Below are 12,996 nucleotides of genomic sequence, written 5' to 3'. Positions count from 1 at the left end.
TGAAGGAGTTATAAAAATGAATAAAGGAAGTATTTTAAAGAAATATTTACCTTGGGTGTGGCTTGTCGCAGGTTACATACATGATGTAGTTTTCATTCTTACTAGCGGAAGATATATGCTAGATTCCGATATGGCATCGGAAATGATTTTATCTGACCTATTGAATAAAGAACATTCAATTATTACCCATAGTTGGATTTATTCTACAGAAATACGTGTTGCTGAGACACAATGGTTTTTCAGAATAGGATTGTTACTTTCACCTGACAACTGGATTGTAGCTAGAGCAATTGGCACAGCAATAATGCTAGCCTTATATATAGCAGTGTGGTTGCTATTGTGCAAAGTTTTAGGCTGGGAAAAGATTGGCGTTTGGATTTGCGCCATGCTTCTCTGGCCATTTGGTTTTTGGTACTTTATGGATATAACATGGGGCGCATATTACGTACCTCATTCTATTTTCATGATAGTTTCTTTGGTAATACTTATAGTATTGGCTAAGAAAAGTGCTGATGGTAATAGTATTTATAATATTAAAAATGCGCTATTGTGTATGCTGCTATTGGCTATCGCTTTTATTTCAGGCTTGAATGGCATCAGAAATACATTAATTTTTTATGCGCCATTAACAGTATATGCCATTGTTGTATTATATTTCTATCTTCGAGAGAACGGCTTAAAGAACGCGCTAATTGATAAAACGGTTAAATTGGTTTTTGCTAGAGGCTCAATTATAGCCACTGCATTTAACTTTGCAGGGTATGTTGGTAACCATGTGTTCTTCGAAAACAAATATCAATACAGCAGTTATAATTCTATGACTTGGGGCAGTGGTACTAATTCTGTTACAAAAACATTCAAATGGTTTATCGATAGTTTTGGATATACAGACAATGCCACAAAAGAGCTATTTTCTGTAAATGGAATTTGTACAGGTGTAGGCCTTCTTATATGCTTTGTTCTTGTAATAAGTGTTATACGTCTTGCTATGAATTTTAAAAATATGTCAGAGATGGATCAGCTCTATGCGGGAATTTTCTTTGCGATGCTTGTGACAATTGGGCTGGTATTCACTTATATATATGGAGAAGAACAGTACTGGCTTACAACAGTCCAGTTTGGTGTAGCGGCAATATTCCTGGAAATCAAAACTGATGATAAATTAAAGGATTTTGAGCGTAAAGCTGCTCCAACGGTACTATTAATCATGGCAGTGCTTTCTTCTGTAGGTATTGTAAAAGCGAACATAGAAACACCTATGAGAGCTAATCCTGGAATTGAAGAGGTAATTAGCTTCTTGGAAGAAGAAGGCTATACACAGGGGTGCGCTACATTTTGGCATGGTCCAATAATCACCGAGCTTACAAATGGAGACATTGAAATGTGGACTGTGACAGATGAGCATGATGGTATGGCAAGATGGTTACAGAAGTCGTCGCATAATACTGTACCTACAGGAAGATACTTTGTTTTGTATGTAGATGATGAAGTATCATATTTAGATGAATTTGAAGAGTATAGTGGCGACAAAGGCGAATTGGTATATGATGATGGTACATACACTATCTTTGAGTATAACAATTAGTATGGGAGATATTGATTGAAAAGTTATATTAAACTCTTAGTTAAAAGCATATGCGTTACTGCGCCATTATGGGGTGCTGCATTTTATTGCAGCACCCATTTGTTGCATATAGCAGGTAGTGATTACGTAGGAGCAATTTGGAATAAAGATGTAACTAATACTACTCAAGATAAGTACTATGATGTGCTAATTCTGGGGGATTCTACCGCCAATGCTGCTTATATTCCAGAGGTTCTGTCAGAAAGTACTTTGAATCTTGCTCTAGCGGGCTCAGGGACAATAGATGGTTACTACACCTTAAAAGATTATTTGGAACATAATGATGCCCCCACAGATGTTTTTATCAGTTATATGGATTATCATCTTGCAGAGGATTATTTTACCTGGGATGTTAGTAACTATGTTCATAAGTACACTCTTGGTGAGAACCTTGAGATATATAGAATGATAGAATATGTAGCAGAGTACGATATATCTGAAATTGCATCAGCCAATTACTGGATAGATGTACTAAACTATACATTTTGGTCGCCTACTATTTATAGTTATTCAATGCTGCATGCCATAGATGGCGATAGACGCGAAGCTAATTTATCGGCTTATGAGGATGTAGATGCTAGGTATGGCAGATATTGCATGATAACAAATGAAGAATATCATCCTGATGGAATAATGGGTTATTCAACTTTTTATGTTAGTCCATTGCAAGAGCAGTATTACAAGATGATTGTGGATCTATGTGATAAAAATGATATAAAAGTGCATATGGTAAAGCTCCCACTTTCAACAGATGCTGGATTTGTAGATGATTACGAGCAAGAACTTTATGGATACTATGATACATTGCTGTCAGATTATGACAATGCTGATTTCTATTGGTTTCACACCACATATGAGAATGAATTTTTTAAGGATGAATATCATATGAATAACCATGGTGCGTTCAGATTCAGCCGTGAATTAAAAGAATTATATCCAGACCTGTTTCGGGAGAATGGTAGCCCTTCTTCAGATAGGATGCTTGCACTTGATAGGGATGTTTCAGGAGAGAATTATTTGGCGGAACTATCCAAGTGGATCAATAACAAGTCTTATACAATCGTATATTTAGATACAACAGAAAATCTTGGTGAGTATTACTACTTGTATGCAGGTTATGATAATAAAGATGTGAAATACAATAATGTGGGAGATACTAAATATGCAGTGTATACATTATCAGCCGACAACAACGATTACTTAAATGAAATCTCGATACTGCCTAATCCTGACGGAGGACTACAAATCACAGTAGGAGAGGAAATGACAGTGGTTTATCCTCTAGAGGAAAAGGGAATATCATTTGTGGTTATAGACAATGAGAATAATAAAATAGTATGTGAAAGACAAAGCCTTTTCACAGAAAACGGATTTAGCAAGATTTTATAAGAGGCATAAAAGTGAAAAACAAGGTATTAGAATTAATAATAAAATGCGGGCTTGTGTCTGCACCAATATGGGGATTGTCATTATTTTTGTGTTATGGAAAGATGTATTATTCCAATGAGGATTTTGCATACACATTCTGGAATAAGCAGTTTACTGAAACAAAGCAGGATAAATATTATAAAGTTGTGGTTATAGGTGATAGTTCATGCAACAGCGCTTACATGCCAGAGGTAATATCAGATTCTATGATAAATCTTTCTGTGGGAGGATCTTCCACAGTAGAGGGCTATTATGTGTTGAAAGACTATTTGGCTCATAATGATGCTCCTACAGATGTTTTTCTCAGCTATCATGATTCTCATTTCAGATACACAGAAGCCTATTGGGATAAAATAGTTCCGGCTCATAGATTTAGTTTTATGGATAATATGGAACTGTTAACAAATGCTATAAATGATGAGACTGGGATGTTTTATCACAATGGAGCTTATGCGGATTTAATAGCTACTGAAGTATATTTTCCTAGCAAGTACATAGTTAGCCTTAATAATTTTTTAACTCAAGATAAAGAGAGCGATGATATACAAAATGTTAGAGGCTATGAAACAAATGTCGCGGCGATGGATAAAGTAGAGCTTCATAGAGGTAGATATACAACATTAGGAAATGAAGTGTTTGTAACATCACAGTATAGACCATATACGGAATTTCCGATGCATCCGTTATATGAATCGTATTTCGATAAAACCATAGCGCTCTGCCAGAAAAATGGAATAGCTGTGCATATTGTAAAGCCACCACTACCAGATAACTCACAAATGTCAGATGAATACATTGAAGCAGTAAAGGTCTTTTATAACAGATACGTTGAAAAATACGATAATGTCACATTTGACTGGGGACAGCATATATTTACTGCTGAAGATTTTGCAGACGAAATACACTTAAACAATGACGGTGCGTTAAAGTTTAGTGAATATATAAAAACAAACTACCATGATGTATTCGAAGATGCAGAAACCTATACACCACGCCAGATGCTTGCTATTGATGATAGTATTCAGATGGAAAATATGACTGCAGATATCTTTAAGTTTGTGGGCGATAGAGATTATACAGTCCTTTTATATGATAATATGGACTGCATTAGTGAATTCGAAAAATCATTTATTGATGGTACACCGTTTAAAATAACTCAAGCCAATGATTTAGGACTTACCGATAATGCAGGAAAAGTATACTACTGTAATACAGCTGGAACAGAGGTTGATGAAATAGAAATTAAAGACGATGATGAGCGTCTTTTAGTATCAATGCCAGGACAAAGCGATTCTAGCTGGAGTGTGGCTCCAGAATATGGAATCAGTATTATGGTAATTGATAATACTAATCAAAAAGTGGTATGTATAAAAAACGTTACATACGATGAGACAGTAGGTTTTTCTGAGTATGTATATTAATAAAAGGGGATTATAATGCTTTTTAATTCAACACAATTTATATTGTTTTTTCCTATAGCAGTACTATTATATTTTCTTTTTCCTAAAAAGGTTAGGAATTATTGGCTGCTGATTTGTAGCTATTTTTATTACATGTGCTGGAATCCAAAGTATATATTGCTTCTTATGGCTTCTACTATGGTTACTTACCTTAGTGGTATCCTTATGGAACGTGTAAAAAATTCTGGAAAGTCAGATGCAGTAATCCTACGCCAGAAAAACTGGATAGTGGCAGCTAGTTTTATATTGAACATAGGAATGCTTTTCTATTTTAAGTATATAAACTTTGCCATTGATACATGGGAAAGAATCTTTGAAAAGCTTGGTATTACAATGAACGTACCCGCCGTGGATGTAGTTCTTCCTGTTGGTATATCATTCTATATTTTCCAGGCTCTTAGCTATACCATGGATGTGTATAGAGATGAGATATATGCAGAAAAGAATCCATTCAGATATGCATTGTTCGTTTCTTTCTTCCCACAGCTTGTGGCAGGCCCAATTGAGCGTTCAAAGAATCTGCTAAAACAGCTTGCTACACCAGGCGAGTTCAACTATGACAATGTACGAAGCGGCCTTCTTACTATGCTTTGGGGCTACTTCTTAAAGCTTGTAATTGCTGACAGATGTGCAATTCTAGTAGATACAGTGTATAATAATGTATCTGGCTATTTTGGTTATCAGCTTGTATTAGCTAGCGTTTTATTCGCTTTGCAGATATATTGTGATTTCATGAGCTATTCTACAATCGCAATTGGAGCGGCACGTGTGCTTGGATATGATTTGATGGAAAACTTCCATTTGCCATATTTTGCTACATCTATCAAGGATTTCTGGCGTAGATGGCATATATCACTCAGCACATGGCTTAGGGATTACCTTTATATTCCTCTTGGTGGAAATAGAAAAGGTCAGCTCAGAAAATATTTCAATATCATGGTTACTTTCTTTGTAAGTGGATTGTGGCATGGAGCTGCATTTACATACATTTTCTGGGGAGTGCTTCATGGTATTTATCAGATTATCGAGGATTTGTTAAAGCCACATACAGACAAGCTTCTTGAAACGCTGAGCATTAATCCTAAAAACAAAATTCTCTATGTTTGCAAGATTATAGTGACATTTATATTTGTAGATATAGCATGGGTATTCTTTAGAGCTAATAGCATAAGCGATGCATTCTTAGTACTAAAGAATTCGTTCTATTTTGCAAACCTTTCAACTATAAAAGTTGATTTATGGGCTCTTGGGCTAGATATGAGAAATATGACAATGCTTGTGCTTGGTACATTAGTTTTATTTATATCTAGCGTGATGCGAGCAATAGGAGACCAGAAAAACAAGACTCTGTTAGTAGAGTGGATTTCAACTAAGAATTTTATTATCAGATATGCTCTTTATTGGAGCTGTATGATAATGATTATATTTTCAATGGATATTACTGGACAGGAATTTATTTACTTCCAGTTCTAACAGCAAATAGGATATAAAAGGATGACATTAGAAAAGATTAGAGATAACAGCAAGATATGGTTTGGAGCATATGTAGTAATGCATATGCTTTTTCTGCTGTGGATGTATTCCATGAATCTCTTTCAATATGAGACTATAGATGATTTTTATCAGCTCACATATTTTAGCGGTGTATTTGGAGAGTATAGTCCCTTTGTAATGTTTAGCAATGTTATATATGGGGCAATCATGTGTTTACTCTTCAAATTCCTGCCTATATGTAATTGGATGGTAGTAGCTTATATTCTAACATCATTTATTTCATTGGCATCAATAGCAAAAATTACTATTTATAAAATATCGAACAAGTCCTTTGCCTTCTTACTTAATACTATTTTTCTCTTATGTATATACTCGTATCTATATGAACAGATTAATTTTTCAAAGATTGCAATGATAGCACTTGCAGCAGGTGTTATTACATTTATAGATGCAATTCATGATTTGGATAATCCTAACAAAGCAGAACTAATTATAGCTACTATCCTTATTACATGGGGCGGCCTATTACGCTTCAAAGTGGCCGCAATGGTATTGGCTTTTGTAGTTGTGATTTTTGTAGAGGATATACTTAATAGAAAAATAGTAATAAAGAAGATTAAATATCTTTTGATAATAGCCTTAGCAGTCATGATACCTTGGGGTGTCAATCAAGTAGCTTATAGTTCGGAAGGATGGAGTGAAGCAAACTATCGATTCAAATTATTAAATGGAGCGGTTGACTATGGCACACTGCCAAAAGAGATATGGGATTCAGTTGATTGGGATGACATAGGATTTGATTCTGATGATATGGTATTTGCTTTAGGATGGCATTTTTCGGATAAGAACGTGTTTAGTGTGGATGCACTAGAGCGAATGACAAAATACGAACAAAAACCTGAAGTATCATTACACAATCTAAAAGAAGCTACAAAAAATTCAGTCAAATATTGCATGACCCATGTTTTGTTTTGGATTGCTGTATTAGTATTGTTACTGGCGTTTGTTATAAACATCAGAAAAAGATGGGAAATAGCGTTCACTACATTACTAATGCTAATGGAAACATATTATTTGGTATTTAATAATAGATATCCAGATAGAGTGGGAATAATACCATGGGTAGTAGCATTATCGATAGGACTATACTATTTTGCATGTGGTTTTAACGATAACCCATATAAAAGAAAAAAGGCCATGACAATTGGTTTTATAGCTGGTGCATTTGTATTGTCATTATCAGATAGGCATTTACTATCATCAGAAAAGATTGATGTGGAGCTTAGTGATTCTATTGCATTTACGACCTTTTTGGACACTATCGATCCTAGCGATAATGCAGACCTTTTTCTTATAAATTATACAACGCCTATACTTGACGCCTACAGCATTTTCCAGTGCCCAGAGTTTGGCGTTCTTGACAATTGTGTCTTGGATACAGGATGTATGTCCTTGTTCCCTGATGTTTATGAAAAGTCGGCTGAATTTGGAAGCGATAAGAGTCCATATGAGGCATTGGTTAAAAATGACCATGTCTATTTGATTGACGAGCGCTATCTATTTGAAAAAAGAAATTTCATTAGAAAGCACTATGATGAAGATATAGACATTTCATGGGTTTATTCTGATGGAAATAGTGATGCATATTCGATGACAACTAATCCGGATAACTGGGAAGAAAAAGATATAGCTGATTGGGAAATTGGGGATGTTGTAATAACTGAAAATAGTCTTTCATACTATATGGTTTCTGGAAAGATAGATTTATTAACACCGGGGGATATGTGTTTTCTACAGTTAACTGATGGAACGAAAACATATACATATGAAGTAAGAGCACAGGATAATCAGTTTGTTGTAGGAATCCCTGTTGACACATGGGTTAATAGTACAGAAATCGAAGTCTCATTATTTGTAAAGGCAGAGGATAACTATTTGAAAGATAATGAAATAAATAGTATTAATTAGGAGGATGCATGACGAACATCGAAAAGAAACTGGTTGATGTTATTCAATCAAAGATAGATTACATATTTGTGGCTATTATAGCAGTAGTAGGATTTGTGATCCGTTACAATCTTTTGGATGCTACAAATGGAGATATAGGTGGACATCTTTTACCATGGTACGAACAGATAAAAGCTAACGGTGGTATCTTTGGTGGATTAAGTCAACCAATATATAGTATTGGCGGTCTGGAATGTAATTATTCCTTTGCGTATCAGTTTTGTATAGCTATTATGACAGAATTGCCACTTGATCCAGTTCATGCATACAAAATTTTAAGTTGTATATTTGACTATCTAAATGCAGTTGCTGCTGCTTATATAGTTAGTCTTATTATTAAGGATAATAAAAAATGGTATAGATTAATATGCTTTTCAATTGTTTTAATCCATCCGGTTGTTTTTATAAATAGTGCATTTTGGGGACAATGCGATGGAATATATACATTCTTTTTATTATTAACATTCGTTGGAATTATAAAAGAGAATAATATATTAACATTTGTAGGATATGGTTTTGCGATAGCATTTAAGTTACAGGCAGTATTCTTTTTGCCATTTTTATTATTTTATTGGTTTTATAGTAAACGATACTCATTATTGCATTTCATAATTTCTTTTGTGACCATGCTTGCATGTAATATTCCAGCATTTTTGCAAGGACGTACTTTGAAAGAAGCAATAACTATTTATGCAGGAAATAGTAGTTTGTATGAAAGTATATCATCAAATTATCCAAGCTTTTGGTTGATAATGTTTTCGAATGAAATGGATGCTGAACAATATGCTTGGCTAAAGCCTAGTTTGATATTAGTTGCTATTAGTGCAATAGCGGTACATATGATTATATGGATTAAAAAGAATGTCGTACTGAAAAATGAATTTATTTTGTATATGGCATTTTTATCAATCTATACAGCTGTTATGTTTATGCCAGAAATGCATGATAGATATGGTTATGTATACGAAATGCTTGCTTTAATCATAGTCTTTGTTAACATTAAAACAGCTATCCCTTATATATTAATGATGATTACTACAATGCAAATATATGGTCCATATTTATTTAGAACAGAGATTAATCTGTTTATGCTAGCGATTATAAACGTGGTGGCTTATGTAGCGTATTGTGCATTGATTTATAAAAGATTTAGCGTGGCAACTACAGAACAATGTAGCTAGATTATAAGTTAGATAATAAAAGTAAATTGGAGATAAAAGAGAGCATGAATGCTATAAATCTTAAGAGAGACTGGATGTTTATAATTAGTGCGATATTGCTGTTTGTATACGCATTTTCATATCCGGTGTTGAAGTTGTGGATGTTTTGCCTGTTTGGCGGAGTATTTGTCATTTTCAATATAATTAAACAAAAAAGAGTCGTAATTGATAATCAGGTCATGTTATTAGTTATGGCAATGATTCTTATAGCAGCACATGATGCACAGTATCAGCTAGAAGGTGAAGTATACAAATTCTTGGCACCAATAGTAGCATATATGTTAGGCTCATTTTGGTTAGGGAAAGATGATTTAGCAGATAAAAAAATAGTCACTGGAGTGATGATGTTAAGTTGTGGCATGTATTTACAGGCTGCAATAGATATGTTGTTTGCATATCGAGAGCTTGCTAACGGTGAATTGGCTTCTGGTTGGACAGGTATCTTTAATATCTTCATGGCAAGAACAGCATATATGTCCAATTATCTTATGTTTTTGGGAGTATGCTTTTATTTTCTAATAAAAAATAGGGAGCAAAAGGATGAGTATAATTTGCGTAAGCTCATTATTGTATCCGTCATGGTAGCTCTTTCAATAATAAATTCTTTATTAGTTAGAGGAAGGATGGTTATTCTAGACTTTATCCTTACATTTATACTGCTGACTATAATTTATATTGTTGAGAATAGAAACGATTATATAAAAGCTATTACAAAAAAACGAATATTAATAGGAGCAGGAGTTGTATGTGTAGCAGTTTTATTGCTTATCATATGCAAAATAATACTCTCTTCTAATGAAGATTTATTTTTTAATAGAGATGGTGGAATTCTTCACAACATTCGATTCCAGGTTGCATTACAAGGCTTGCAATTACTAATTGCTAATCCAAATGGTGGGTTTATAACTACTATAGATCCAGATATAACAACAACACATAATATGTGGCTTGAATACGGTAGAGAGTTTGGATTAGGAGTATTTATTATATTAGTATTCCATAATCTACTTATTCTTAAAGACATTGTAATATGCTGTAGTAAGAAAATAGGAAGTGTGAAATATTTAATTATTGGTGCATTTATTTCTTTGAATGTGTTCTTTTGGTTAGAGCCAATTCAAAGTATAAGTGATAGTTCACAGATATGGATTTTTTCATTATTTCTTGCAGGAATGTTACACCAGAAAGTAAAGAAAGATTATGATTCCTAAAATAATACATTATTGTTGGTTTGGTAGAAATGAAAAAAGCGGATTAGTAAAGTCATGTATTGAAAGTTGGAAGAAATACCTGCCTGACTATGAAATAATTGAGTGGAACGAAGATAATTTCGACGTAAATATATGCCAGTACACAAAGGAGGCATATGAAGCCGGAAAGTGGGCCTTCGTTTCTGATTATGCAAGGCTTTATGCCTTGCAGCAGATGGGCGGCGTTTATTTCGATACAGATATTGAAGCTTTAAAACCCATCGATGAATTTCTTGATAACAAAGCCTTTACAGGATTTGAAGTAAAAGATTGCATTGTTACAGCAGTGCTTGGCTTTGAAAAGAATCATCCACTACTAGGCGAACTGATTGATACATACAACCATATGTCATTCATAAATGAAGATGGTAGCCTAAATATGACCACAAATGTTACTCTCATTTCTAATAAGTTAAAAGAAATGGGGATGATTTCAAATGGTAAGGAACAGTTGGTAGGGGATTTAAAGATATATCCTCAAATATATTTTTGCCCTAACAATTTTTCAAGACTATGGAATAAGCCATCGAAAAAGAGTTATGTGATTCATCACTTTGATTGCAGCTGGAGAGCTAGTTCAACTAATAATAGCTCTTTAAAAGGCAGAATCCGTAGATACATAGTTGGTTCTATGAGAAACACATTTGGCTCAGAAAACTTTGCATCATTCAGAGATTTAATAAAAGGAAAAGATAAATAGTACAGGAAAACAAAATGCCTTTATTAACAGTTTATACACCTACATACAACAGAGAAAAGTTATTGCCAAGAGTATATGAGTCTTTATTAAAACAGACTACCCACGACTTTGTTTGGCAGGTAATAGATGATGGTTCCACTGATGGCACTAAAGAGTTAGTGCAGGGATGGATGAACCAATCACCATTTGAGGTAAGATATTGTTACAAGAATAATGGTGGCATTCATACTGCCAGGGATACTGCATATCGCATATGCGATACTGAGCTTATTTTTGGTGTGGATTCAGATGATTGGCTAGTAGATGATGCAGTTGAAAAGATATTACACTGCTGGGGAGAATATGGAAACGACGATTGTGTGGGTATTTTTGCAAAAAGTATGTATGAAGATGGTACTTTAATTTCATCGGAATTTCCTGCTGACATTCATACAGCTACATACCAAGAGTTTAAATACAAATATAAAATTGGTGGAGACCTTGTCAATGTATTTAATAATAAATACATGAAAGCGACGGAAGATGCACCAGTATACCTGGGGGAAAAGCTTGTTGGAGAGGATTACAAGACTATACAGTTGCCAGACAAACCGCTAATAATGTTAGCTGAGCCTTTGATGATAAAGGAATACCAGACAGACGGATACACAGCTGATGTGTACAACTGTATGTTTAATAACCCAAGAGGGTTCAGAGAAGATTACAGACAGCACATAATTCACGGCAGGTTTTTACAGCCACTAATAAGAGGTTATGTGGGATACATTTCTTGCTGTATATTAATAAAAGATGGAACAATGTTCAAAAATGTTCCAAGCAGATTAATGATGATTCTGATGGCGCCTGTTGGTGTAGCAGGATATATAGCATTACAGCAAAGAAGAAAAAAGGCAAATAAATCAAGGATAAGCTAATGAAAGATAAACTAATAGATAAAAATAAAATATTAGTGCTTACAGAGACAGTAAAAGAAGCAGATCCAATGTTTAATGCATGGATTGATTCTGGTTTACATGCAGATATTTTATTTGCTCCAATTAAAAGCAAACTTGGCAGAGCTGGCAGAAGGCTTTGGCTTAATGGCATTTTGTCAGGGGCTAGCATGTGGTATGGTGATTGGAAAAAAACTGTGGCAAATTATGATACAGTGATTGTCCATGCCAGTGAGCTAACCAGAACAATTCCGAAATGGATACGTGCACAAAAGCCGGATATAAGGATTATTTATTGGTATTGGAATCCTGTTAATGAGAAAAGCTTGCCAAGCTTAATTGGAGATGAACAAACAGAAATATGGTCCTTTGATTCGGATGATTGTAAGAAATATGGGATGAAACAAAACATCCAGTATTACTATGATTCAAAAGAAGCACAAGAATCAGATATAGAATACGACGTATATTTTGTAGGTCATGACAAGGGGCGTAAAGATAAGCTAGATAAGCTGGCAAATATATTTAAAGAGAAAAATATCACCTACAGGTTTGATATCATTGGTGAAAACGAACCAAACATTCCATATGGTGAAATTAGAAATAGAATTAGTAAGAGCAAGGCAATCTTAGAGATAAATCAAAGTGGTCAAATTGGGTGTACCTTAAGAGCTCTTGAAGCTTTGTTTTTTCAGAAAAAGCTGCTTACAACAAATAGCGCAGTGAAAAATGAAGAATTCTATAATAAGAATAATGTTTATATATTTGATAACAACGTGGAAGATATAGATGGATTTATGAATCTTCCATTTACAGATACAACAGATTTAAAGAAGAAGCATGATATAGATGCTTGGATAGCTAACTTCATGAATTAATTG

The 12,996-nt window shown here is 34.2% G+C and carries 10 protein-coding genes; all 10 read left to right on the top strand.

Annotated features, from left to right (window positions below; translation table 11 throughout):
* Window positions 1-16: 16 nt before the first annotated feature.
* The 10 genes from BM102_RS08130 (at window position 17) to BM102_RS08085 (ending at window position 12,993) form a co-directional block, all read left to right on the top strand.
* On the top strand, window positions 17-1,585 hold the full coding sequence (locus BM102_RS08130; protein ID WP_090480796.1) for a hypothetical protein: 1,569 nt from the start codon (window positions 17-19) through the stop codon (window positions 1,583-1,585).
* Window positions 1,586-1,600: 15 nt separating this feature from the next.
* Window positions 1,601-3,013 (top strand): hypothetical protein, encoded by a 1,413-nt coding sequence (locus BM102_RS08125; protein WP_090480793.1) that lies wholly within the window; start codon window positions 1,601-1,603, stop codon window positions 3,011-3,013.
* Between the two features lie 11 nt (window positions 3,014-3,024).
* Window positions 3,025-4,473: a hypothetical protein gene (locus tag BM102_RS08120; RefSeq protein WP_090480791.1), complete on the top strand. Its 1,449-nt coding sequence runs from the start codon at window positions 3,025-3,027 to the stop codon at window positions 4,471-4,473.
* A gap of 204 nt (window positions 4,474-4,677) precedes the next feature.
* Entirely contained in the window at window positions 4,678-5,985 is a 1,308-nt protein-coding gene (locus BM102_RS08115) for an MBOAT family O-acyltransferase (RefSeq protein WP_242942918.1), read from the top strand.
* 21 nt (window positions 5,986-6,006) lie between these two features.
* Window positions 6,007-7,974, top strand: coding sequence for a sortase family protein (locus tag BM102_RS08110; RefSeq protein ID WP_090480785.1), 1,968 nt, complete (start codon window positions 6,007-6,009; stop codon window positions 7,972-7,974).
* A gap of 8 nt (window positions 7,975-7,982) precedes the next feature.
* Window positions 7,983-9,194, top strand: coding sequence for a glycosyltransferase 87 family protein (locus BM102_RS08105; protein ID WP_090480784.1), 1,212 nt, complete (start codon window positions 7,983-7,985; stop codon window positions 9,192-9,194).
* A 44-nt stretch (window positions 9,195-9,238) separates the two neighbouring features.
* On the top strand, window positions 9,239-10,444 hold the full coding sequence (locus tag BM102_RS08100) for a hypothetical protein (RefSeq protein WP_090480781.1): 1,206 nt from the start codon (window positions 9,239-9,241) through the stop codon (window positions 10,442-10,444).
* Window positions 10,434-11,183, top strand: a complete 750-nt coding sequence (locus BM102_RS08095) for a glycosyltransferase family 32 protein (protein ID WP_090480779.1) — start codon at window positions 10,434-10,436, stop codon at window positions 11,181-11,183. Before BM102_RS08100 ends, BM102_RS08095 begins: the two co-directional genes overlap by 11 nt.
* A gap of 14 nt (window positions 11,184-11,197) precedes the next feature.
* A complete protein-coding gene (locus BM102_RS08090) occupies window positions 11,198-12,097 on the top strand; it encodes a glycosyltransferase family A protein (RefSeq protein ID WP_090480777.1) in 900 nt (299 codons plus the stop codon).
* The gene (locus tag BM102_RS08085) at window positions 12,097-12,993 is read left to right on the top strand and encodes a WaaS/CpsH family glycosyltransferase (RefSeq protein WP_090480774.1); all 897 of its coding nucleotides are present in this window, start codon (window positions 12,097-12,099) and stop codon (window positions 12,991-12,993) included. The genes BM102_RS08090 and BM102_RS08085 overlap by 1 nt, the downstream gene beginning before the upstream one ends.
* The last annotated feature ends 3 nt before the right edge of the window (window positions 12,994-12,996 follow it).

Origin of the sequence: Pseudobutyrivibrio sp. JW11 (assembly GCF_900115355.1) — a bacterium.
Lineage (GTDB): Bacteria > Bacillota > Clostridia > Lachnospirales > Lachnospiraceae > Pseudobutyrivibrio > Pseudobutyrivibrio ruminis.
This window is presented reverse-complemented; position numbering and strand designations above follow the sequence as displayed.

Bases quoted from the DNA above. Each gene is read 5' to 3' on its own strand.
- BM102_RS08130 (WP_090480796.1), top strand. From the start codon at position 17: ATGAATAAAGGAAGTATTTTAAAGAAATATTTACCTTGGGTGTGGCTT.
- BM102_RS08115 (WP_242942918.1), top strand. From the start codon at position 4,678: ATGGAACGTGTAAAAAATTCTGGAAAGTCAGATGCAGTAATCCTACGC.
- BM102_RS08110 (WP_090480785.1), top strand. From the start codon at position 6,007: ATGACATTAGAAAAGATTAGAGATAACAGCAAGATATGGTTTGGAGCA.
- BM102_RS08105 (WP_090480784.1), top strand. From the start codon at position 7,983: ATGACGAACATCGAAAAGAAACTGGTTGATGTTATTCAATCAAAGATA.
- BM102_RS08100 (WP_090480781.1), top strand. From the start codon at position 9,239: ATGAATGCTATAAATCTTAAGAGAGACTGGATGTTTATAATTAGTGCG.
- BM102_RS08095 (WP_090480779.1), top strand. From the start codon at position 10,434: ATGATTCCTAAAATAATACATTATTGTTGGTTTGGTAGAAATGAAAAA.
- BM102_RS08090 (WP_090480777.1), top strand. From the start codon at position 11,198: ATGCCTTTATTAACAGTTTATACACCTACATACAACAGAGAAAAGTTA.
- BM102_RS08085 (WP_090480774.1), top strand. From the start codon at position 12,097: ATGAAAGATAAACTAATAGATAAAAATAAAATATTAGTGCTTACAGAG.